Origin of the sequence: Amycolatopsis sp. VS8301801F10 (genome assembly GCF_046195355.1) — a bacterium.
Lineage (GTDB): Bacteria > Actinomycetota > Actinomycetes > Mycobacteriales > Pseudonocardiaceae > Amycolatopsis.
This window is the reverse complement of record NZ_CP176065.1, coordinates 6,066,724-6,089,243: the sequence shown is the minus strand read 5'-3', so window position 1 is coordinate 6,089,243 and position 22,520 is coordinate 6,066,724. Positions and strand designations below refer to the sequence as shown.

The following is a 22,520-nucleotide window of genomic DNA, read 5'->3' as shown; positions in this document are numbered from 1 at the left end:
TTCTGGCGGTGCGGGAGATGATGCCCGGAGTGTGCGCAACCGCTACTCCTTCGGGCAGCGCAACCATGCCAGTGGAGATCCACGTTGTCTAGGGCGATCTACTGACGGCAGCCCTGGAGGCGTGCGGAAAGGGCTGTGAGCAGCAAAGTTTCAGCAGATTGCCCTATTAATTAACACGTTAGGGTGAGCATCTCGCAGAGCGTATCAGGTGAGATCCCCGGTCTGAGTGACGCAATTTTCGTGAGTTACCTTCGGGTAAAGTCGAGGCGGAGCGGGAGCCGCCGCGGTCGCGTCAGTGCCGCGGGCGGCGGGAACGAACGTCGCCCCTCCGTCGATATCGGCTAGGCAGCGGGCGATCCGATGCGTCGCGACATGCTCTGCCCTGCCTTCGAGGAGGCCGGCCGCGATTGTCCACGCGTCGTAAGCCTTACCGGATTCGCCTTCGGCGTGGTAAATCTTTCCGAGTATTTCCAGGGCCAATGCGTGTTTGACCGGGTTATGCGCCTGATAAGCCAGCGAAATCGCCTCGCGGGCGTGCTGGATCGCCTCGTCCGGGCGTCCCTGGCTGTGCCGCAAGCGGGCGATCAGGAGCAGGACGCGCAGGCGCGCGTCGGTATCGTGCGAGCGGGCGAGGAGCGTTCGGGCGTCGTCTGCGTGCCGCTCGGCGGCGGGGTGGTCGTCGCGGAGGCAGGCCAGATCGGCCAACTCGACGTGCGCGGCGATCTGCCCCGGAAGGTCGCCCACCTGTTCTCGCAGGCGGAGGGCGCGTTCGAAATGCCTCTGTGCGGCCGCGCGGTCGTGCAAGGCGCGCAGTGTTTCGCCGAACTGGTGGGCGATGCCTGCCTCCAAGCCGCGATCGCCGAGTTGGGAGCCGAGCTGAGCGCAGTGGGCGAGGAGGTCGATCGCGGTGCTGAGCCGCTGGGTTTCGTGTTCCAGGTGGGCGATGTTGAGCTGGACCACGATGCGGAAGGCGGCGTTGTCGCATTCGCTGACGATGTCGAGCGCGCGGTACAGGTGGTCGCGGGCGCGGTCGTGCTCTCCCATCAACATGAGGGTCTGTCCAAGGTCGTTCAAAGTAGCCGCCTCCGCCTCGCGTTCGCCGCAGCGGGCGGCCGCGGCCGCGGCGAGTTCGAGCCCGGCGACGATCGCCGGGTAGCGCGCGTGCCGGTCGAGGATGAAAAGTGTGGTGTGGGGAAGCCGCCAAGCGTGGTCCTCGAGCCCGTGGGCAGTCGCGTAGCGGGCCGCTGAAGCCAGGTTCTCGGCCTCTTTCAAACACCACTGCTCGGCCTCCTCGGCCGTGGCGTGGGTGAGAGGCTCGCACCCAGGGGCGACCGGCGGGAGGGGAGGGCCCGGGCGATGCGGGAAGACCAGCGCATGCGCGCGGGCTGCCGAATGCAGGTAAAAGCTGACAATCCGGTGCCGGGCGGCGCGGTGGTCCTGATCGGCGCACAGGTGTGCGGCATAGGCGTGCAAAAGGTCGTGCACGTGGAATCTGTTGATCTGCTCGCGTTGATCGAGCAGGTGAGCGCTGTGGAGCGCGTCGAGATTGCGTCTGGTGGCGGTGACCGTGTCGCCGGTGAGCGCCGCCGCGGCGTGCACGCCGATGTCGGTGCCCGGGTGCAGCCCGAGCGCGCGAAAGGTGCGCTGAGCGCTGGGGGAGAGTGCTTCGTAGGAGCAGGCGAACGCGGCGGCCAGACCGCTGGGAGGGGTGTCGGCGTCGTTTTCCAGGAACAAAAGTTCATCGTGGTCGCGCAGCTGAGTGGCTAATCCTCGCAAGGGCACGCCGCTGCGGCTCGCCGCGCGTTCCGCGACCAGGGAGAGCGCGAGCGGAAGCCCGGCGCAGCGGCGGGCCAGGTCGCGGACCGGGCCGGGCTCGTACTTGGCGCGGTCTCCGATGCGGTCTGCCAGCAGCGCGGTGGCGGCGGGCAGCGACAGCGGCTCGACGGCCAGTGCGGTGAAGTGATACCGAGCGCTGGCCTTTCGCAGGCTGTTGCGGCTGGTGATCAGGACGACGCAGTGGGCGAACAGGTTCAGCAGCGGCTCGATCTGATCGGAATTGGCCGCGTTGTCCAGAATGACGAGGGCCGGTCGCTCGGCGAGCAGAGCGCGCAGTTGCTCGGCCCGGTTGCCGGTGCCGGGATACTGGTCGGCGGAGGGGTCGAGCGCGGCGAGGAAGCGGTCGACGACCTCTGCGTGCGTTTGCGGGATGCCTGGTGCGAACCCGCGAAGATCGGTGAACAGAGTCCCGCAGGGGAAACGCTGTGCCGAGCGGTGAGCCCAGCGGACGGCGGCGGTCGTTTTTCCGACCCCGGGCGGTCCGGTCAGCAGGATGACCGCGGGAGCCGGATCGGCTGCCGCGGCGCCGGTGATGGCGTCCAGGCGATCGAGCAGTGCGTCGCGGCCGACGAGGTTGGGTACGTCGCGGGGCAGCTGGCGCGGGGCACGGGAGTAGCTGCTCGCCGGCGCGGCGGTGGACTTGGCGGCCGAGCGGGGCGCTGTCGCGATGAGCGTGTCGTAGTGGCATTTGAGCGCGTCCGCCGACTCGTCGTCGCCTTCCCGGCGGAGGCGCTGCCGCGTCGACACATAGTGCAGGTATGCGTCATCGCGGCGGCCTAGCCGGGTCATCAAGGTCAGTCGTCGCTGAGTGCCGCTCAGCGTGAAGCCGTGCTCGCGGTGAAGATCGTTGAGCCGGCGCAATGCCATGTCGAACTGGCCGAGTTCGAGATAGCTGTCGACGAGGAGGTCATTGGCGGGAAGCCATTCGTCGGCGAGCACGGCACGCCTCCAGTTGTCGGCCCAGGGGGAGTGCACGTCGGCGAGCGGAAGATCATTCCACAGCGGGATCGCTTGTTCGAGGCAGGCGCAGACGTTCTCATGATCGTTATTTCGAGAGTGGCGGTAGGAATCGCTGATCAATTCCCTCAGCCGGTAGTAATCGATCGAGTTTTTGTCGGCATGCAACTGGTAGCCGCCATCGGCGGTTTCCAGTCGGGCGGGGATGTCGTTGGCCTGCAGGGCGCTGCGGATTCGAGTGGTGTAGGTGTGCAGCGTGGACGCGGGATTGCGCGGTCTTCTCTCTTCCGGCCAGGCGCGTTCGGTCAGGGCCGAAGCGGGAACTCGCTGGCCCGCGTGCGCGAGGAGGACGGCGAGGACCGCACGTGCTTGTGGCCGCTCCCAATGCACGCTCATCTGGCCGTGCATTCGCAGCGCGGTTCGCCCGAGAAATCCCATGACGACGGGTCGTTTCATCGCGCACCCCTCCCCAGGCGCCGCGTTCACCGCGGCCGCGCTCCCGTGCCCGCAGTTTTCCACCTCAATACCGGTTTCGCCAATCGGTGCCGGTTCTGGCAAATATCTGTCACCTTCTCGCTGCGGGTGAAAGGGGTTTTCCGCATGCGCTGAAAGTGCCGTGAATGGAGCGCTGTCGACGATTTCCGTATCGGCCTCGGCCAGTCGAGGCGAACCGGAGGGGATCGAGCGATGGAGATGCGGATTCCGATGGAGCGGGAGGTGACCCGGTGAGCGGGAGCGCGTGGACGCGGGCGCCGGGGAACGCGGCGGCGGAGCGATGGGTGACCCGGGCGGGGTGCCGCACCGTGCTGGTGGTGGTGCCGCACATGACCGCGGGGACGCGGCTGGCGGAGGTGCTTCCCCTCCTGCGCGCCGACCACCGGGTACAGGTCCTGTTCACCGTCCCCGCGTTGGAGGACCGCTGGGACGGAGTGGAGGAGTACGTCCGTGCCTGGGGCGGACTGCTGCTTCCGTGGCACCAGGTGCTGCGGACGCGCTTCGACCTGGCGATCGCGGCCAGTTACCTCGGAATCGACAAGATCTCGGCTCCGGTCATCGTCATGCCGCACGGCGTGAGCGGCCCGAGGTTCCGCCGGAGCCCGCTGCCGCCGGAGCTTGCGGCCCGGCAGTCTCTGGCCCATCCGCGGTACCGGCTGGTCCGGGACGGGCGAGTCGTTCCCGCCGCGGTGCTGACGGCGCACGAGCAGGACGCCCGCTGGCTGCGGCACGAGTGCCCGGAGGCCGCTGACCGCGTTGTCGTGGCGGGCGATCTGTGCTTCGACCGATTGCGGGCGAGTCTTCCGCTGCGCGACCGATATCGCGGCGCGCTCGACGTAGGGAGCGGACGGAAACTGGTCCTGGTCAGCTCGACCTGGTCGAGGCATTCGCTGTTCGGGAGCAATCCGCACCTCCTCGACCGGCTGACGGTCCAACTGCCTTCGACGGACTACCAGGTTGTCGCCGCGCTGCACCCGCTGACGTGGTCGATGCACGGTTCGTGGCAGATCCACGCGTGGCTGGCCAGGGCGCTCGACGCCGGGCTGCGGTTGCTGCCGCCGGACGACGGCTGGCGGGCCGCGCTGGTGGCCGCGGATTACGTGATCGGCGATCACGGGTCGGTCACCCAGTACGCCGCGGCCCTGGGCACGCCGGTGCTGCTGAATCCCGGCTCCGCTGAGGACGTGCGCGCGGGCAGCCTTGCCGCGTCGCTGTGGCAGCTCGCGCCGAAGCTGCGGCCGGATCTGCCGGCAGACGAGCAGCTGCGCGCTCTCGCGGCCAGTCGGCCGGAAGACTGGTACGCCGGCATCGCGGCACGGATCACCTCGTTGCCCGGCCGGGCGAGCGCGCTGTTGCGGCGGGAGATGTATCGGGTGCTCCGCATTCCCGAACCACCGCACGAGATCGAGGTGACGCCCGTACCGCTGCCTCGCCGCGCCGTCGTTGAGGGATCAGCCGGGGAACGGCCATGACACAGTGGCGAACCACCAATCCGGCACCCGGTGTGTGGGACGTGTCGTGGGCTGAGCCGGTCGGCGTGCGTGATCATGTGCTGATCGCAAGCGAGGACTCCGCGCCGACGTCGTGGCTGATCCGCGCGGACGTCGTGGTCGCGCCGGAACGCACGTCGAAGGCGTCGGCTTGGGCTGCGGTGGGCGAGATTCTGGCGCTGCTGCCGGGCTGCGCCGCTGCGGTGGCGGCCGCGCGAGAGGGAGAACACGTACTGGAAACTCGCAGCGGCACAAAAGCGGTGCTGGCCGGCTCTCGCGGATTTTCCTTCGGTGGACCTCTTGATCGGCCTTACTCGTGGCCGTCGCCTGGGTTCTGGTCGCCGGCGGCTTTCTGTGCCGCGGTGATCTCGGTGATTCGGGTGGACACGCGCCTGGCCTTCGGGTCCTCCGCGACGGCGTAGATCTCCAGGGCTTGCTCGAGGTGCCGGCATGCGCTCTCGACGCGGTCCGCAGCCAGGTCTGCTTCGGCGAGCGCTTCCAGCGCTTCAGCTTGGTAGGCCGCTGCCCCATGCTGGCCGAGGAGGTCCACCGCTTCGCGCAAGAGGGAGTCCGCCGCGGTGGAGTCCCCGAGGCGCAGCCGCAGATCGCCGAGCCGGGCCATCGCTCGCCCTCTCAGCACCTCGTCGCCGATATCGCGGGCGATCTCGGCCGACCGCTCGAAGTGTTCCACCGCTTCGGCTGGGCGGTCGAGGTCGCGGCACGCTTCCCCGAGGCGGCGGCGGTGGAGAACGATGCTGCGCGGTTGCCGCAATTCTTCCGCGATCGCTAGTGCCCGGGCGTAGTGCTCGTATGCTTCTCGAGGGGATCCGGTGCTGTGCGCGAGGAGTCCCAGGTGTTCCCAAGCACGTGCTTGGGCCACTTTGTCCTCGATGGCGAGAGCCACGTTGAGCGACGCGGTGAAATGGTCTCTGGCGTCGTCGTAATCTCCAGTGTTCAGATGGGCGTAGCCGAGCTGAACCTCCAGCCGCGCCTCGGCGCGGCGGTTGCCGCAGCGCCGGGCGGCGGCGATGCCCCATCTGTGCGTGCGTTGCCACTGGCGATAGTGCTTGCGGTGGAGAAAGAGTCCCCACAGCCCTTCGCAGAACTGCCACACCAGCTCAGGCTCGGATTGGTCGGCGGCGGCTCGCATCGCGGCCACGATGTTCGCCAGCTCCCGCTCCAGCCAGTCCAGTGCGGCGGTCGCGTCCGGCACCGGTGCGGGAAGGACGCGGACCCGCTCGTAGCCTGGGCTGATTCTGGGACGCAGCGGGGTGATCACCAGATCGGCGGCCAGTACCCGGTCGAGATACCACCTGATCATGCGGTGCACCGCGGCGGTTCTGGACGATTCGCTCTCGTGCGCTTCCGCCTGTTGCCGCGCGTGCACCCGCGCGAGGTCGTGGAACCGGTACCGGTCCGGGCCGGCGTCAGCGAGCAGGCTCGCGTCGACCAACGCGTCGAGGGCGTCCTCGACCTCGACGGTCGGACGGTCTACGGCGGCCGCCGCCACTTCGGCTCCGAAGTCCGCGCCGGGATGCAGCCCGGACAACCGGTAGACGAGCGCGATGTCTGGCGCCAGTCCGGCCACGGAGAGGTCGAAGCTGGCCTGCACGACAGCCTCGTCGGCCACCGCTAGCGCGGACAATCGGCGTCGTTCGTCGGCGAGCGCGCCCACCAGCCGGGAGATCGGCCATCGCGGCCGGGTGGAAAGCCGGGCGGCCGCCACGCACACCGCGATCGGCAGTCCGCCGCACAGCTCGACCAGCTGCTGTGCAGGCTCGGGTTCGGTCGTGACTCGATCGATGCCGATCGCCCGGCGGAGCAGTTCCAACGCCGAAACGGAGCTGAGCGGCTCCACGAGCAGCACCCGCGCCCCGTCCATCGCGAGCGCACCCAGCCGCCAGCGGCTGGTCACCACCACCACACTGTGCGGGGACGCCGGGACCAACGGCCGGACCTGGGCGGCCGAGTCGGCATTGTCCGCGAGCACAGCCAGTTTCAGCTCGGCCGTCACCGATCGGTAGAGCGCGGTCTGCGCGGGCAGCTCAGCCGGGATCTGCGCGGTGGGCACGCCGAGCGCCCGGAGGAACTGGCCCAGTACTTCTTCGGGAGAGGCGGGATCCGTGGAACCGAACGCACCGAGATCGACGTAGAGCTGCCCGTCGGGGAAGCGGTCGGCGCGGTCGGCTATCCATCGCGACGCCAGTGCCGTCTTCCCCACCCCGCCCGATCCGGCGAGCACGGCGACGCGAGGTCCTTGTTGCTGCTGATCGCCGATCATCCGGTCGAGTTCGGCCAATTCCCGCTCCCGATCGGTGAACGAGGCCGAGACTGGCAGCAGTTGCCGCGGGACGGTGCGTCTCTCCCGCCGGGAATGCACATGGACGTCGCCGTGGACCACTCCTGCTTGCACCACCGGACCGGACACTTCGGCGGCGATCAGATTGTCGTGTCTTTCACCATTCCTCATCAATCGCTCCCCCCGACTTCATTTTCCCTTGTGAGCGGAGGTTGGGGATAGCGCTTGGACGGGTTCATCTGTGATCCTGGTCAATTCGCGCGCCCGTCGGCACAGGCGAGCCGCAACTGGATAGTCCTTTCGGCTCAATTTCGGAGTGCTTGTCCGAGCGGGCACCAGGCCGTCAGGCGGTCCCTGATCGGCGCAGCCGGGGCAATACCGCCAACCACAGCAGCATCGTCGCGGTTCCGTACGCCACCGTCATGGTCAGGCTCATCGACAACGGCGTCGTCCCGCTCAGCGATACCAGCGGTGCGACAATCGGGCCGATCGCGAACGACGACGTTCCGAGCAGCGCGGCTGCGGTTCCGGCTCGCTGGCCGTGGTTGGCCAGGGCTAGTGCGTTGCCGTTCGCCTGCGTGGTGCCGCCCGCGAACATCAGCAGTGCCAACGGAATCAGCAACGCTGCCAGCCCCGCTCCGAACAACACCGCTCCCAGCATCGTCAGCGCGGCTGCGGCGGTGAAGGTCGTGCCCAGCACGTACATCCGGACCGGACCTGCTCGGCGCACTGCTGCTCGGTTCACTTGTGCGCCGAGTACGGACATCACCGCGTTCGCCGCGAAGCAGGCGCTGAACAGTTGCGGTGACAACGAGAATCCGTCCTGCAGCACGAAGCTGATCGACGCCAGGTAAGTGAAGAACGCCGCTCCGCCGCAGGTGCTTACGAGCAGGAAGCCCAGGAACAGCGGGTCTTTCAGCAGGAGCCGGAACTCGCCGCTGCCCCGCCGCGGATGTCGTGCCTCGGGTGGCAGGCTCTCCGGCAACGCGGTCGCGGCGACGATCAGCAGGGCCGCGCCGATTCCGGCCAGGACGCCGAAGATGCCGCGCCAGCCGATGATTGCCGCCAGTTGGCCGCCGATCACCGGGGCGACGATCGGCGCCAGCGCGCCGACGGTGGTCAGCAAGGCCAGCAGCCGCACCAGTTCGACGCCTTCGGCTAGGTCTCGGGCAACGGCTAGCGACAGCACGATCCCAGCCGAACCGCACAATCCTTGGAGGAATCTCGCGGCGAGCAGCACCTCGACCGACGGGGCGAACGCGCACACCACAGACAGCACGGTGAACAGCCCGATCCCGGTCAGCAGCGGCCGTCGCCGGCCGAAGCGGTCGCTCAGCGGGCCTACGACGAGCTGGCCGAACGCCAAGCCGAGCATGCACACCGACATGGTCGCCTGCGCGAGGCTCTGCCCGGCCCGGAGGTCGTCGGCCAGCTGGGGGAGCGCCGGCAGGTAGAGGTCCATGGAGATCGGGCCGAACACCTCCAGCAGTCCCAGCACGACCGCCATCCGGAGCGCGCCCGGGCGGTTGTTGGGCAAGACTGGACCCGGCTCGGTCTGGACTCGCTTCATCCGGCACGCAGGATCCGGCGCAGCCACGACAGCCGGGCCGCGACCGCGGAACGCGAGACCTCCGCTTCGGGGGAGAAACCGGCGAAACCGTGGTAGCCGCCCGCCCACACGTGCAGTTCCGCCTGGCCGCCGGTGGCCCAGATCCGCAGCGCGTACTCGGTGGTCTCGTCGCGGAAGATCTCCGCGGCGCCGACGTCCAGGTACGCCGGAGGCAGACCGGACAGATCGGTCATCCGAGCCGGGACCGCGTACGGCGAGACGGCGTCGGTGCCTCGCGCCGGTCCGAGAAGGGCGTTCCAGCCGGTGTCGTTGTTGTTGCGGTCCCAGGCGCCGATTCGGTCGTACTGCCGGGTGGAGACCGATTCGTTGCGGTCGTCGAGCATCGGGCACGCGAGCAGTTGCCCGGCGATGGCCGGGCCGTTGCGGTCTCGGGCCAGCAGGGCGACGCCCGCGGCCAGGCCGCCGCCCGCGCTGGCCCCGGTGACGACGACGCGGGACGGGTCGATACCGAGTTCTTCGGCGTGTTCGACTGTCCACAACAGACCGGCGTAGCAGTCTTCGACGGCGGCTGGGGCCGGGTTTTCCGGGGCCAGCCGGTATTCCACGGAGATGCCGACCGCGCCGAACCGCAGGACGTCGTCGACCAGGCCGTCGAGGCCGAAGAACCGGTTGCCCAGCACCATTCCGCCGCCGTGGATGCTGTACAGCGCGGGCGCGCCGGCGGCTCCCGAGGCGGGACGCACGACGGTGAGCACGATGTCCGGCGCGCCTTCGGGGCCGGGCACGGTGTGCTCGGTCAGCTCGACCGGGCGGTCCCCGACGATCTGCTCGGCGGGCGGGATGATCGTGGCGAAATGCGCGCGGTTGGCCAGAATCGTGTCGGCGCGCAGCGGGATCCGCTCGACCAGGTCGAGGAACGCGGCCAGGCCGGGCTCCAGCTCCGGGTCGTAGGGCACCGGAGGGATGCTCATTTGCCTGCCTTTCCGAGGATCCGGCGCAGCCACGAGTTCCGGGTTTCGAGGGCGGCCTTGCTGATCGGCCAGTCCGGCACGTACATGTCGAACCCGTGGAAGGCGCCCGCCCACACGTGCAGTTCGGCCTGTCCGCCGGTGGCCCAGATCCGCAGCGCGTACTCGGTGTCCTCGTCGCGGAACGGTTCCGCGCTGCCGACCTCGATGAACGCCGGAGGCAGATTGGATAGATCGGTCGCGCGCGCCGGGGCGGCATAGGGGGAGACGTCGTCGGTGCCGGCCGCGTCGCCCAGCAGCGACTTCCATCCGGCGAGGTTCGATTCTCGCGTCCAAGTGCCGATCCCGGAGTACTGCTGGCTCGCCACGGTCGTGTTGCGGTCGTCGATCATCGGGCACAGCAGCAGCTGGCCCGCGATGGCCGGGCCGTTGCGGTCGCGGGCCAGCAGCGACACCGCGGCGGCGAGGCCGCCTCCTGCGCTGCCGCCCATCACCACGACGCGCGACGGGTCCACGCCGAGCTCGTCGGCGTGCTCGACTGTCCACACCAGACCGGCGTAGCAGTCCTCGACCGGCGCGGGGTGCGGGTGCTCGGGCGCGAGCCGGTATTCGACATTCACCGCCACCACGTTCAGCTCCAGCACCAACGCCAGCAACCGGCCGACGTCCATGTTGCGGTGGCCGACCATCATGCCGCCGCCGTGGATGTTGTAGAGCACCGGCAGCGCGCCGTCGTTCTCGTGCGGGGACAGGATGGTGATTTCCAGGTCCGGCGCGCCTTCCGGACCGGGGATGGTCTGCTCGACGACGGTCACCGGTGCGTCGCCGACGACTTCCGCGGCGGGCGGGAACATGTCGGCCATCGCGCGGCGGAGGCCGGGGATCGTCTCTCGCGTGAACGGCGGGGCGTCGGCCGGGACGATCTCGGCGAGCGCGGGCTCGATCTCCGGGTCGAACGGGACGGGGGGATAGGTCAAGGCAGCCTCCTGGGCCGGGCGGGCGGGTGCGGTCCGTGAGGGGAACCGCCTCACGGACGCGAGGACGGGGACGGCGGGTCAGGGGCCTTCGGGATCGACGGCGTCGCGGTCGGCCCAGAACGGTTCCACCAGCGCGCGGATCTGCTCGGCCCCGACCTTCTCGACCAGGTCGACCGCGGCGAGGTTGTCCTCCAGTTGCTCCATCCGGGTCGCGCCGAAGAGGGTCGTGACGTTCGCCGGATGCGTCAGCGTGAACGCGACCGCGAGGCGGGCGGCGCTGGTGCCGAGTTCCTCCGCGACCTTGACGACCTTGGGGGCGTCGCGGGTGATCCGCTTTCGGACGTCGCCGGGGTCGCGGCCGATCTCGCGAGTCAGCTTGGTCCGCCCGGCGAGGATGCCGCCTTCGAGGACGTCCGAGGCCTGCATGACGAAACCGTCGGCGAACAGCCGGGCGAACGGTTCGCCGTCCGGAATGGACCGGCGGCCGATGCTGTACTTCAGCTGCGCGATCTGCGGGCCCGGCACCTGCAGCGCCTCGGCGATTTCGCGCAGCCGCGCGATGTTCCCGGCCGACCAGTTGTTCACGCCCCAGGCCCGGATCAGCCCGGAGCGGGCCAGCCCGGCGAGGTCTTCGACCAGGTCCTCCAGCGCGACGTCGTCGCGGCGCAGGTCGCCGAGGATCACCAGGTCGGCGACGTCGAAACCGCCGCGCAGGAACGCGTTTTCCAGCTGCGGCCGGAATCCCTGGTCGCCGAAGCCTTCGATCCAGAGCTTCGCCGAGACCAGGTAGTCCTCGCGCGGGATGCGCGCGGCGCGGACGATCGCGCTCCAGAGCACGTCGGTGAACACCGGCGGGTGGCCGGGCATGCCGTAGACGCCGACGTCGAAGAGGTTCACGCCGGCTTCGACCGCGGCGCGGATCATCGCGACCGCGTCGGCGAAATCCATCCGGTCGTAGGTGTGCCAGGAACCGAGCGAGAGCAGCGAAACGTCCAACCCGGACGTGCCGACCTTGCGGCGGGGAAGGGGCGACGATGCGGACACGAGACCTCCTTGGCTCGTAAGGGAAACGGTCGATCAGGGAAGCCGGGGGTCGACGACGGCTTTCGTCTCGTCGAGGCGGTGCATGGCCTCGATCCGCTCGCTCGCGCCGGACAGGCCGACCGGGCTGCCGAACAGCCGGTCCCACGGCATCCGGGCGGCGAACGTGCCGAAGAACTCGATCGCGTGGTGGTAGTCGGCGATGTCGCCGTTGAGCGAACCGACGACGGTCAGTTCCTTGCCCATCACCGTGCCGAGCGGGACCGGCGTCGGCTCCGGCCCGGTGCTGCCGACGACCACGACACGCCCGCGCTGCGCCGCCATCGCGACCGCCTCGCGGCCGACCGACGGCGCGCCGGCGAAGTCCAGCACGAGGTCGCCGCCGTGTCCGCCGGTGAGTTCGGCGACGCGCTCGACGATCGCGTCCGACCCGCCCGCGACGTCGACCACCTCGTCCGCGCCGAATTCCTTCGCCAGCTCCAGCCGCGAAGCGGGAGCGCCGACGGTGATGACGCGACCCGCCCCGCTCAGATGCGCGACCGCGGTCGCGAACAGGCCCAGCGCACCCGATCCCTGCACCACGACGCGGGATCCGGGCCGAACCCCGCCGACGCGGTCGAACGCGCGCAGCACGGTTTTCGCCGCGCACCCGGCCATCGCGGCCCAGGTGTCCGGCACTTCGGCGGGCAGGAGGAGCTTTGCCGCGCCGGGGACGACGTAGGCGTACTCGCAGAGCCCGGCGGTGGCGAACGGCGCGACGTCGGATCGCTGCAGGAATCCGTAGCCGCGACGCGAGCACGCGACCGGTTCGCGCAGCACCGTGCAGCCGTAGCACTCGCCGCAGGTGGATTCCGACCAGCCGATCCGGGACCCGACGGCGATCGCGCGGCCGAGCGCGTCGCGCGTGTCCGGCCCGGCCGCCACGACTTCGCCGACCATTTCGTGGCCGAGCACCATCGGCAGCATGCCCGGGAAACTCATCTTCCCGGACCAGATCTCCACGTCCGTGCCGCACAGCGTCGCGCACGAGACGCGGACCAGCGCCGCGCCGGCCTCGAGGTCGGCGGGCAGCGGGAGTTCGGTCAGCTCCAGCGGCGCGCCGTGCTCGGTCAGCACCGCGGCGCGGGTGGAAGTCGGGACGGTCATGGGGAACCTTTCCGGGGACTGGCGGGCCCTGCGGGACCGGACGATGGGTTAGTCTACGGACGTCGACAAAAATGTCGAGTCCCCGAATCCCCTCCAGGAGCGCCTGTGCCGACCTCAGTTGCGGATCTCGTCTTGCGGGCAGCGGCGGTGCACACCATGGCCGGCGCCGCGCCCGCGACCGCGCTGGCCGTGCGGGACGGACGCGTGCTGCGCGCCGGAACCGACGCGGAGACGCGGGAGCTGATCGGACCCGGCACGAAAGTGCTCGACCTCGGCGACCGCGCAGTGCTGCCGGGCATCAACGACGCGCACCTGCACGCCACGTGGCTCGGCGCGCTGTGGCCGGACACGCTGTTCGCCGACGAAGGCGCGCCCGGACCCGGCCCGGAAAAGCCGCTGCGCACCGCCGCCGAACGCCGGGCGGCCATCCTCCGCGCGGGCGAAATCCTTGCCGCGCTGGGCATTACGAGCTACACCGAACCCGGCCTGGGCCCGGGGGAGGACGACGGGCACCTCGGCGCGTTCGGCATGTCCGTCGTCGAGCAGTACCGGGAACTGGCCGCCGAAGGGCTGCTGCGGGCGCGGGTGACCGCGCTCTGGCTGTACGGCGAACTCGACGGTCCGAGCACGTTCGACAACTTCCGCGCCGGACTGGCCACAGTGGACGGACCGGGCCCGGACCCGCGCCGGCTGAACTTCCGCGGGGTGAAGATCTTCGCCGACGGCATCCCGCCGATGCGCTCGGCCTACACCCACCACTGCTACGCCGACGGCAGCCACGCGCACCTGCTCGTCGGCGGCGCGGACGACCCGGAGCGCGAGGAGAACTTCACCCGGATGGTCCGCACCGCGCACGAGGCCGGACTGCAGGTCGGCGTGCACGCGACCGGCGACCGGGCGATCGAGCTGATGCTGGACGCCGTCGAACGGGCCCGCGAGGAGCGCGACGTCGACCTCGGGCACTACGTCATCCACGGCGACCTGGTCAACGCGGACCAGCTCAAGCGGATGGCCCGGCTGGGGGTCGGGCTGTCCGCACAGGCCGGGATCGCGGTGCGGACCGCCTCGGTGGTCGACGCGGCGCTCGGGCCGGGCAGTTCGGACACCGCGTGGCCGCTGCGGGACGCGCTGGACGCCGGGATCCCGCTGTGCCTGACGTCGGACGCGCCGGTGCTCCCGCCGGACTGGCGCAAGGAAATCGCCGCCGCGGACCAGTGGATGGGCCCGGCCGAGGATGTGCGGCAGCGGATGGAAACGCTGCTTCGCTGCTACACCGTGCACCCGGCTCAGCAGGACGGTGCGGCGGCGTGGAAGGGCACGCTCGAGCCGGGGATGGCGGCCGATCTGTGCGTGTTGTCCGCGGATCCGTTCTCGGTGACGCCCGCTGAGCTGCCCGGGGTTGAAGTCGACCTGACTGTCCTGGATGGACAGATCGTGTACGACCGCTCGGGCCTTGCGTGACGTCCGTGCGGGGAACCCCGAGGCGTTCCCCGCACGGACAGCGCACGGACAGCCAGGTCAGGTGAGCAGCTGGCCGCCGTCCACCGGGAGGCTCGTGCCGGTGATGTGCGCGGCGGCCGGGCTCGCCAGGAATACCACCGCCGCGGCGACGTCCTCGACTGAGGCCATCCGGCCGTCGGGGATCCGCGCGACCCACGCGTCGTGCGCGGGCGAGCCGGGCGGCATCGCGGCGGCTAGCATCGGCGTCGCGACCGGGCCGGGAGCAACCGCGTTCACCCGGATCCTGTGCTCCGCCAACTCGATTGCCGCCCAGCGGGTCAGCGCGTCCACCGCCGCCTTGCTGCTTTCGTAACCGCCCATTCCCGGCGTCGGCTGCCGTCCGCCGATCGAGGACAGGTTCACCACGACGCCCGGTTCGCCGCGCTCGACCATCCGGCGGGCGACCAGCTGCGTCATCAGGAACGTGCCGTGCACGTTGGTCGAGAGAATGCGCAGCAGGTCCGCGCCGGGCAGGTCCAGCAACCGGCCGTGGACGCTGAGCAGACCGGCGTTGTTGACCAGGACGTCGACCGGACCGGCCTCGTCGAGCGCCGCGGAGATCGCCGCCTCGTCGGTGATGTCGAGCCGGATTCCGCGCCCGCCAAGCGGTTTGGCGGCTTCTTCGGCGCCGTCGAGGTCGGCGAGCACGACGGAATCGCCGGCCTGGGCGAAGGCGGCGCCGATCGCGCGGCCGATGCCGCCGGCGCCTCCGGTGATCAGCACGGTACGGGCAGCGGGCATCGTCGTTTCCTTTCGCCGGGAGCGGGGTTCGCGGGCTTATAGTATACAAGCGTAGAAAATAAATCCCTGGAATCGCAGGAGGAATCGTGGCGACGGATCGACCTGGACTGGGCCCGGCGTTCCCGCGCGTGCCGGCGTTGTCGCTCGGCTCGTGGAACACCTGGGACCGGATGGAGTTCGGCGACGCGGTCGCGCTGATCGCCCGCGCGGCCGAACTCGGGCTCGCCTTCTTCGACGTCGCGCACTACGACATGGGCCCGCACGCCGAGGGCTCCACGACCGACCAGATCTTCGGCCGCGCGGTGCGCGAGGCCGGTCTCGCTCGCGAAGATTGGCTCTACTGCGGGAAACTCTGGCTCTGGGACTACCCGAACGTCGGCTTCGCGCAGCAGATGAACACCTCGCTGGAACGCGTCGGCGTCGAATCGGCGGATTTGGTCGTGGTCGGCGACTACTTCGGCGAAATCGACCTCGAGCGGGTCGTCGCGGACGTCGCCGAACAGATGGAAGCTGGCCGGTTCCGCGCGTGGGGCGTGAACAATTGGCGCATTGACGATCTCCGCACGGCTATTGCCATTGCGCGCAAACAAGGCGTTGCGCCGCCGTCCTTCGCGCAGCTGAAGTACGGGCTCGCGCGGCGGTCGATGGCCGAGGGCGAATTCTATGCGTCGCTGTTCTCTTCCGGAGAGCTGACGCTGCAGGCGTCGGACATTTTCGAAGGCGGGCTGCTCGTCGGGAATGTGAAGCCGAATCGCAAGATCGGCGCGGACGTCGGCGGCATCCGGGAGAAAATCGCCGCCGCCTGGCCGGCCGTGCAACGGATCGCCGCCGAACTCGACGCGTCGCCCGCGCAGCTGGGAATTGCCTTCTGCCTGGCCAATCCCGCGACCGCCAACGTTCTCGTGGGCGTATCGCGGCAGTCGCAGCTGGAGGACAACGCGGGCGGGATCGCCTTGCTGAGGCGCGTCGGCGCGGACCGGATTCGCGAACTGACCAAGGAGTTGTGGCTCGACCGCGAAGTCGCCGCCGACGGAACCTGGTGAAGGGGCTGGTGTTTTTTGTCGACGTGCGTAGACTAAAGCTCCCCGGGGTGCCCGGAGAGGCACCCCCGACGCCGTGAGGAGCCGCCACATGACGAAACCAGCGCCGGACCGCATCGTCGACATCGCCATCGGGTACATGGGCGCGAAACAGTTGTTCGCCGCCTCGCGGATCGGCTTGTTCCGCGCGCTCGCCGACGGTCCGCGCACCGCGGCGGAACTCGCCGCCGCCACCGGCAAGGGCGAGCAGCTGACCCGGATCCTCGCCGACGCGATGAACGCGCGCGGCCTGCTGGAGCGCACCGACGGCCGTTACGCGCTGGCCGAGGACGCGCGGGAGTACCTGGGCGGGGACGGCGCTACGGATCTGGCACCGTTCCTGACCTTCCTCAACGAAATCAGCTACGGCCACTGGCTCCAGTTCGACACCACTGTGGACAGTGGCAAACCCGGCGACCTCCAGATGGACGAGGGCCGCTGGGCGACCTTCATGGCCGGCGTGATGCGCTACAACGCGCTGCACGCGTCGATGCTCGCGCGCGCATTCGATTTCTCGCCCTACCGCAGCCTGCTCGATCTGGGCGGATTGTCGCCGGAATTCGCGATCGGCGCGTTGCGGGCGAATCCCGCACTGACCGCCCGTTTCGTTTTCGGACCCGAGTCCACGCAAGGGATCGCCGACGCGATGAATGCGGCCGGATGCGCGGACCGCGCGAGCATCGACCCCGCGCCGACCGAATCCGCGGAACCGGGCGGCCAGCACGATCTGGTGATGGTGAACCACGTGGTGCACCGGTTCACCGCGGAGCAGAACCGGAAAATCCTGGCGAACGCGCGCGCGGCCGCCGGGGACGGCGCTACGTTGCTGCTGCTGGACTTCTTCCTCGACGACGACGAACGGCAGCGCCCGATCGACGCGCTGCACGCGGGGGAGTACTTCGTGATCGACGGAACCGTCGTCTATCCGGAGGCGGAAGTCCGCGAATGGCTGGACGGTGCAGGATGGCGCGTATGCGATGTTCTCGCACTGCCCGGAAGCCCGCGCGTTCTGGTTGCCGACGCCGTCTGAAAACGGCGCCGGGGCCGGGACATAACGAACGCATCCGGCCCGTTGATTTTTTATCCGACAATCGTAGACTATCCCGCACCACGGCGAGCCGGGCCGCACTCGAAGGCCCGCCGTTCCCGGCGGGGCGCGCAGCGTTCCCGCCGGCGGTCCAGCACCCTGAGAGAGGGACTCAATGACGAGGAGAAGGACAGCGGCGTTGTTCGCGGCGGCCGCCGCGGCGCTGCTCGCGATCGCCGGATGCACCGGCTCGGGCGCCGCCGGGGCGGGCGCGGGCACCGACGAGCTGAAGGCGGGCGTGTTCCTCGACGTGACGTCGTGGGACCCGGCCAACGCCGACATCGGCTTCGACGGCCCGTACCTGTCCGCGGTCTACGACCCGCTGGTCGCCCTGGACAAGGACGCCAAGCCGGTCCCCGCGCTCGCGAAGTCGTGGGACTGGTCGGCCGACCGGCTGACCCTGACCATGCACCTGCGCGACGACGTGGCGTTCGACGACGGCCAGAAGTTCGACGCCGCCGCGGCGGTCGAGAACCTCAACCACCTCAAGTCCGGCACCCGGTCCGGCCAGGCCTACATCGACGTGAAGAGCGTCGAGGCGAAGGACGCCTCCACCGTCGTGCTCCATCTGTCCGAACGCGACGACGCGCTGCTGTACTTCATGGGCCTCGGCCGCAGCTGGATGGCCTCGCCCAAGGCGATCAAGGCCAACTCGCTCGCCAACGGCCCGGACGGCTCCGGCCCCTACACCTTCGACAAGGCGTCCTCGCAGCCGCAGTCGCAGTACGTCTTCAAAAAGCGCGCGAAGCACTGGGACAGCGCCACCTACCCGTTCCCGACCGTGCGGCTGTTCCCGATCACCGACCAGGCGGCCAGCTTCAACGCGATGCTGTCCGGACAGCTGAACGTCCAGTTCGCCAACGCGGCCAACCTGCCGAAGGCGCAGCAGAACGGCTGGAACGTCGCGAAGAAACCGGCGTCGTGGGTGGGCGTGCAGTTCGCCGACCGCACCGGCAGCCAGGTGAAGGCGCTCGGCGACCAGCGCGTGCGGCAGGCCATCTCCTACGCCTTCGACGCGGCCGGAATCCTCAAGGCAGTCGGCAACGACGCCGGCACGGTCACCGACCAGCTGTGGCCGAGCGGCAGCGCGGTCTACGACCCGGCGGGCAACGGCAAGTACAAGACCGACCTCGGCAAGGCCAAGCAGCTGCTCGCCGAAGCCGGATATCCGAACGGGTTCGGCCTGAAGATGCCGATGTCCACGATCTTCCAGGCGTGGCAGCCCGCCGCCGAGCAGACGTTCGGCCAGCTGGGCATCAAGGTCGACTGGCAGAACATGTCGATGCCGGACTACCAGAAGAACGCGCCGACGTACCCGATGTTCCTCGCGGTGATCGCGATGGACGGCAACGACATGGCGACGCTGACCGACCAGGTCACGTCCTCGCAGTGGTACAACCCGAAGCCGTCGGTGGACGCCTTCCCGGAGGTGAAGGCGCTCGTGCAGAAGGCGGAACAGGCCCCGCCCGGCCCGGAGCAGACCGCGGCGCTCAAGCAGCTCAACACGAAGCTCGTGGACCTCGCCTGGTGGAACGTCTGGTACCAGGCCGACAACCTCTACTTCAGCGTCAAGGGCATCACCGTCACGCCGATCACCGGCATGATGTTCCCGACGCTGCGGTTCATCCAGCGCGGCTGACGCGCCCGTCGTCCCGGGCCGGGTCCGCCCGAAGACTCCACAGTGGACGGACCCGCCCCGGGGAGGAGCCGGAACATGCTCACATTCATCGTCAAACGCCTGGTGTCCGGGATCCTGCTGCTCGTGCTCGTCACGAGCGGCACGTTCTTCCTGGCGCACACGGCGGTGGGGGACCCGACCGCCGGGCTGCTCGGCAACAGCGCGACCCCCGCGCAGCAGGCGGCGCTGCGCGCCCAGATCGGGTACGACCGGCCGCTGCTCGTCCAGTTCTGGGACTGGCTGTCGCACGCGGCGACCGGCGATTTCGGGACTTCCTGGCGGAATTTCCAGCCGGTCGGCGAACAGATCGCGCTGCGGGTGCCGGTGACGCTGTCGGTGGTGATCGCCGCGACGCTGCTCGCCGCGGTGCTCGGCGTCCTCGTCGGGGTCGTCTGCGGCCTGCGCCCCGGCGGCGTGGTCGACCGGGTGCTCAAGCTGGCTTCGGTGGTGCTGTTCGCGCTGCCCGGGTTCTGGGTCAGCCTCGTGCTGGTCACCTGGTTCGCGATCCAGCTGCAGTGGTTCCCCGCGGTCGGCTACGTGTCGCCGGACCAGTCCGTGTCCGGCTGGCTGCGCTCGATCGCGCTGCCGTCGATCTCGCTGTCGCTCGGCGCGATCGTGATGATAGCCGAACAGCTGCGCAACGGCTTCCTCCAGGTCGCCAACCAGGACTTCGTGCGCACGCTGCGGGCACGCGGCCTGTCGTCGCGCCGGGTCACCACGCACGTGCTGCGCAACGCGTCGCCGTCCGCGCTGACCGTGCTGGCGCTGATGTTCGTCGGCCTGCTCGGCGGCGCGGTGGTCGTGGAGATCGTGTTCAACCTGCCCGGGATCGGCAGCCTGACGCAATCGGCGTCGCAGATCGGGGACATCCCGGTGCTGCTCGGCCTGACCGCGGTGACCGTCGTGTTCGTCGTGATCGTCAACTTCCTGCTCGACCTCGTGCTCGGGTGGGTCAACCCGAAGGTGCGCGACCGATGACCGCTGCCCCGTTCCCCGCCACGCTCGCCCCGGTGAAGCGGATTTCCCTGCTGCGCCGGTACTTCCGCCGTCCGGTCGGCGTCGTCGCGCTGGCCGTGTTCGCGCTGGTCGTGCTGGCCGCGGTGTTCGCGCCGTGGCTGGCCCCCTACGACCCGAACCACGTCGACTTCGCGCTCACCCACGCCGAACCCGGCAACGGGCACCTGCTCGGCGGCGACTCCGCCGGGCGCGACATCCTGAGCCGGCTGCTCTACGGCGCGCGGACCACGCTGTACGGCGGCGTGATCACCTGCGTCACCGGGATCGTGCTCGGCGTCCCGGCCGGCGTCGTCGCCGGGTACTTCGGCGGCGCGACCGACCGGATCTGCTCGTGGATCAGCGACGCGCTGCAGTCGGTGCCCGGGATGATCGTGCTGCTGGTCGTCGCGGCCGGCACCGGCCAGGACTTCACCGTGCTGATGATCGCGCTCGGCGTGTTCCTCTCGCCCGGCTACTACCGGATCACCCGCGCCCGCGCGCTGACCGTGCGCCGGGAGCCCTACATCGACGCCGCGCGCGTGGCCGGGGTCGGCACGCTGCGGATCCTGCGCACGCACCTGCTGCGCGCGGTGTACGCGCCGATCATCGTGCAGACCGCGCTCACCGCCGGGCTCGCCATCGGCATGCAGGCCGGTCTGCAGTTCCTCGGCATCGGCTCGGCCTCGACGCCCAGCTGGGGCCAGACGATGAACGACGGCTTCGTGAACATGCTGACGTATCCGCTGATCCTGCTGTGGCCGTCGATCGCGCTGGGCGTCACCATCGCCGCGCTCGCGTTCATCGGCTCGACGCTCGCCGACCTGGTCAGCATCCGCGCGGAACAGCCGACGCGCCGGGGCCGGGCCCGGGTGCGGGAGGCGCTGGCGGCTCCTTCGCCGGACGCCTTGGGCAGTGGCGGCGCTTCGGGCGCGCACGAGCACGCGGCGGCGGATTGCGCGCTGCGGATCGAGAACCTGCGGGTCGGCTACGCGACCGACAAGGGCGTCAAGGAGGTCGTGCGCGGGGTGTCGCTGGACGCGGCGCCCGGGGAGGTGCTCGGAATCGTCGGCGAATCCGGCTCCGGCAAGACGCAGACGGTGTTCTCGGTGCTCGATTTGCTGCCGCCGGGCGGGACCGCGGTCGCGGACGGCATCTGGGTCGGCGGGCGCGAGGCCGGGAACGCGGCGGCGCGGGCGAAACTGCTCGGCCGCGAGATCGGGTACGTGCCGCAGGAACCGATGACGAACCTCGACCCGTGCTACCCGATCGGGCACCAGCTGGTCGAGCCGCTGCGGCGCGTGCACGGGCTGGACAAGGCCGCGGCGAAGAAGCGGGCGCGCGAGGTGCTGGAGCGGGTCGGCCTGACCGATCCGGACCGGGTGATGGCGAGCTATCCGCACCAGATCTCCGGCGGCATGGCGCAGCGCGTGCTGATCGCCGGCGCGGTGGCCGGGCGGCCGTCGCTGCTGGTGGCCGACGAGCCGACGACCGCGCTGGACGTGACCGTGCAGGCCGAGGTGCTGGAGCTGCTGCGCGAACTGCAGGCCGAGTACGGGATGGCGCTGGTGATCGTCACGCACAACTTCGGCGTCGTCGCGGACATCTGCGACCGCGTCGTGGTGATGAAGGACGGCCGGATCGTGGAAACCGGGCCGGTGGAACGGATCTTCCGCGCGCCGGAGGACCCCTACACCGCCGAGCTGATCAGCGCGTCGCTGGACGACACCGAAGGACGGGACGAGTTGGACGAAGCCTGGGAACGGCGCGGCCTCGCCCACGCGGCCGGAGAGGAGGCCGGGCGATGACGGCTCCGCTGCTCGCGATCGAGGACCTGGTCGTCGACTACCGGCTCAGCCGCCGGGTGCGCTTCCGGGCGCTGAAAGGGATTTCGCTCGACGTCAAGCCCGGCGAATGCGTCGGGCTGGTCGGCGAAAGCGGGTCGGGGAAGTCCACTTTGGGCAAAGCCGTGCTGGGGCTGGCCGCGCCGGAGTCCGGCCGGATCACCTTCGACGGCGAGGACATCACCCACGCCCGGGGCGCGACGCGGCGGCGGCTGGCCAGCGACATCCAGGTGGTGTTCCAGGACCCGTACGGTTCGCTGGACCCGACCATGACCGTCGGCGAGGTCCTCGCCGAACCGCTCCTGGTGGCGGGAACGTCGCGCGCGGACGCCCGCACGGTGGTCGCGGACATGCTGGACCGGGTGCGGCTGCCCGCGGACGCGGTGCACCGGTATCCGGGCGAGTTCTCCGGCGGGCAGCGGCAGCGGATCGCGATCGCGCGGGCGCTGGTCCGGCGGCCGCGGCTGATCGTGTGCGACGAGCCGGTGAGCGCGCTCGACCTGACCACGCAGGCGACGATCCTCGACCTGTTCCTCGAACTGCAGCGCGAGACCGGGGTGTCGTACCTGTTCGTCTCGCACGACCTGGGCGTGGTGCACCGGATCTGCCACCGGGTCTCGGTGCTGTACCAGGGGGAGATCGTGGAATCCGGGCCGACGGCTTCGGTCACCCGCACCCCGGAGCATCCGTACACGCGGCGGCTGCTGCTGGCCGCCCCGGTGGCCGATCCCGCGCGGCAGGCGGAGAGACGGGCGGCTCGGCTGGGGCTGGGGTAAGCGCTCCGTTCGTTCGCCCGGGTCGCGGCTTGCCGCCGTGCCC

16 protein-coding genes are annotated in these 22,520 nt (G+C 70.0%); 8 read left to right on the top strand and 8 right to left on the bottom strand.

Annotation, left to right across the window (positions count from 1 at the left end; translation table 11 throughout):
* Positions 1-204: 204 nt before the first annotated feature.
* Positions 205-3,249 (bottom strand): AfsR/SARP family transcriptional regulator, encoded by a 3,045-nt coding sequence (locus F9C11_RS28745; RefSeq protein WP_409180482.1) that lies wholly within the window; start codon positions 3,247-3,249, stop codon positions 205-207.
* Between the two features lie 269 nt (positions 3,250-3,518).
* Here F9C11_RS28745 and F9C11_RS28740 point away from each other — a divergent pair, with 269 nt between their 5' ends.
* Positions 3,519-4,760, top strand: a complete 1,242-nt coding sequence (locus tag F9C11_RS28740) for a hypothetical protein (protein WP_409180481.1) — start codon at positions 3,519-3,521, stop codon at positions 4,758-4,760.
* 328 nt (positions 4,761-5,088) lie between these two features.
* Here the strand turns inward: F9C11_RS28740 and F9C11_RS28735 are convergent, their stop codons facing one another.
* From F9C11_RS28735 to F9C11_RS28710, 6 genes are all read right to left on the bottom strand, one after another.
* Positions 5,089-7,248 carry an ATP-binding protein gene (locus F9C11_RS28735; RefSeq protein WP_409180480.1) on the bottom strand — a complete coding sequence of 720 codons (2,160 nt, stop codon included), beginning with the start codon at positions 7,246-7,248 and terminating at the stop codon, positions 5,089-5,091.
* A 172-nt stretch (positions 7,249-7,420) separates the two neighbouring features.
* Positions 7,421-8,647, bottom strand: a complete 1,227-nt coding sequence (locus F9C11_RS28730) for a multidrug effflux MFS transporter (RefSeq protein ID WP_409180479.1) — start codon at positions 8,645-8,647, stop codon at positions 7,421-7,423.
* Positions 8,644-9,618 (bottom strand): alpha/beta hydrolase fold domain-containing protein, encoded by a 975-nt coding sequence (locus F9C11_RS28725; RefSeq protein ID WP_409180478.1) that lies wholly within the window; start codon positions 9,616-9,618, stop codon positions 8,644-8,646. The genes F9C11_RS28730 and F9C11_RS28725 overlap by 4 nt, the downstream gene beginning before the upstream one ends.
* Positions 9,615-10,592 carry an alpha/beta hydrolase gene (locus F9C11_RS28720; RefSeq protein ID WP_409180477.1) on the bottom strand — a complete coding sequence of 326 codons (978 nt, stop codon included), beginning with the start codon at positions 10,590-10,592 and terminating at the stop codon, positions 9,615-9,617. The genes F9C11_RS28725 and F9C11_RS28720 overlap by 4 nt, the downstream gene beginning before the upstream one ends.
* 78 nt (positions 10,593-10,670) lie before the next feature.
* Entirely contained in the window at positions 10,671-11,636 is a 966-nt protein-coding gene (locus F9C11_RS28715) for an aldo/keto reductase (RefSeq protein ID WP_409180476.1), read from the bottom strand.
* A 33-nt stretch (positions 11,637-11,669) separates the two neighbouring features.
* The gene (locus tag F9C11_RS28710; RefSeq protein WP_409180475.1) at positions 11,670-12,779 is read right to left on the bottom strand and encodes a zinc-binding dehydrogenase; all 1,110 of its coding nucleotides are present in this window, start codon (positions 12,777-12,779) and stop codon (positions 11,670-11,672) included.
* Between the two features lie 105 nt (positions 12,780-12,884).
* Between F9C11_RS28710 and F9C11_RS28705 the strand changes: the two genes are divergently transcribed.
* Entirely contained in the window at positions 12,885-14,240 is a 1,356-nt protein-coding gene (locus F9C11_RS28705) for an amidohydrolase (RefSeq protein WP_409180474.1), read from the top strand.
* 57 nt (positions 14,241-14,297) lie between these two features.
* On the opposite strand, the gene F9C11_RS28700 is transcribed toward F9C11_RS28705, so the two are convergent.
* Positions 14,298-15,020, bottom strand: coding sequence for an SDR family NAD(P)-dependent oxidoreductase (locus F9C11_RS28700; RefSeq protein ID WP_409180473.1), 723 nt, complete (start codon positions 15,018-15,020; stop codon positions 14,298-14,300).
* Positions 15,021-15,106: 86 nt separating this feature from the next.
* Here F9C11_RS28700 and F9C11_RS28695 point away from each other — a divergent pair, with 86 nt between their 5' ends.
* From F9C11_RS28695 to F9C11_RS28670, 6 genes are all read left to right on the top strand, one after another.
* Complete coding sequence (locus F9C11_RS28695; protein WP_409180472.1) at positions 15,107-16,063, top strand: aldo/keto reductase; 957 nt, start codon at positions 15,107-15,109, stop codon at positions 16,061-16,063.
* 88 nt (positions 16,064-16,151) lie between these two features.
* Entirely contained in the window at positions 16,152-17,129 is a 978-nt protein-coding gene (locus F9C11_RS28690; protein ID WP_409180471.1) for a methyltransferase dimerization domain-containing protein, read from the top strand.
* Between the two features lie 172 nt (positions 17,130-17,301).
* Positions 17,302-18,825: an ABC transporter substrate-binding protein gene (locus F9C11_RS28685; protein WP_409180470.1), complete on the top strand. Its 1,524-nt coding sequence runs from the start codon at positions 17,302-17,304 to the stop codon at positions 18,823-18,825.
* Between the two features lie 75 nt (positions 18,826-18,900).
* Positions 18,901-19,842 carry an ABC transporter permease gene (locus F9C11_RS28680; RefSeq protein ID WP_409180469.1) on the top strand — a complete coding sequence of 314 codons (942 nt, stop codon included), beginning with the start codon at positions 18,901-18,903 and terminating at the stop codon, positions 19,840-19,842.
* On the top strand, positions 19,839-21,665 hold the full coding sequence (locus F9C11_RS28675) for a dipeptide/oligopeptide/nickel ABC transporter permease/ATP-binding protein (protein WP_409180468.1): 1,827 nt from the start codon (positions 19,839-19,841) through the stop codon (positions 21,663-21,665). Before F9C11_RS28680 ends, F9C11_RS28675 begins: the two co-directional genes overlap by 4 nt.
* A complete protein-coding gene (locus tag F9C11_RS28670) occupies positions 21,662-22,477 on the top strand; it encodes an ABC transporter ATP-binding protein (protein ID WP_409180467.1) in 816 nt (271 codons plus the stop codon). Before F9C11_RS28675 ends, F9C11_RS28670 begins: the two co-directional genes overlap by 4 nt.
* Positions 22,478-22,520: the final 43 nt, after the last annotated feature.

Excerpts from the sequence above, each read along its gene's own strand:
- F9C11_RS28730 (WP_409180479.1), bottom strand. The coding sequence starts at position 8,647 with ATGAAGCGAGTCCAGACCGAGCCGGGTCCAGTCTTGCCCAACAACCGC.
- F9C11_RS28680 (WP_409180469.1), top strand. The coding sequence starts at position 18,901 with ATGCTCACATTCATCGTCAAACGCCTGGTGTCCGGGATCCTGCTGCTC.
- F9C11_RS28690 (WP_409180471.1), top strand. The coding sequence starts at position 16,152 with ATGACGAAACCAGCGCCGGACCGCATCGTCGACATCGCCATCGGGTAC.
- F9C11_RS28675 (WP_409180468.1), top strand. The coding sequence starts at position 19,839 with ATGACCGCTGCCCCGTTCCCCGCCACGCTCGCCCCGGTGAAGCGGATT.
- F9C11_RS28685 (WP_409180470.1), top strand. The coding sequence starts at position 17,302 with ATGACGAGGAGAAGGACAGCGGCGTTGTTCGCGGCGGCCGCCGCGGCG.
- F9C11_RS28745 (WP_409180482.1), bottom strand. The coding sequence starts at position 3,249 with ATGAAACGACCCGTCGTCATGGGATTTCTCGGGCGAACCGCGCTGCGA.
- F9C11_RS28710 (WP_409180475.1), bottom strand. The coding sequence starts at position 12,779 with ATGACCGTCCCGACTTCCACCCGCGCCGCGGTGCTGACCGAGCACGGC.
- F9C11_RS28735 (WP_409180480.1), bottom strand. The coding sequence starts at position 7,248 with ATGAGGAATGGTGAAAGACACGACAATCTGATCGCCGCCGAAGTGTCC.
- F9C11_RS28725 (WP_409180478.1), bottom strand. The coding sequence starts at position 9,618 with ATGAGCATCCCTCCGGTGCCCTACGACCCGGAGCTGGAGCCCGGCCTG.
- F9C11_RS28670 (WP_409180467.1), top strand. The coding sequence starts at position 21,662 with ATGACGGCTCCGCTGCTCGCGATCGAGGACCTGGTCGTCGACTACCGG.
- F9C11_RS28700 (WP_409180473.1), bottom strand. The coding sequence starts at position 15,020 with ATGCCCGCTGCCCGTACCGTGCTGATCACCGGAGGCGCCGGCGGCATC.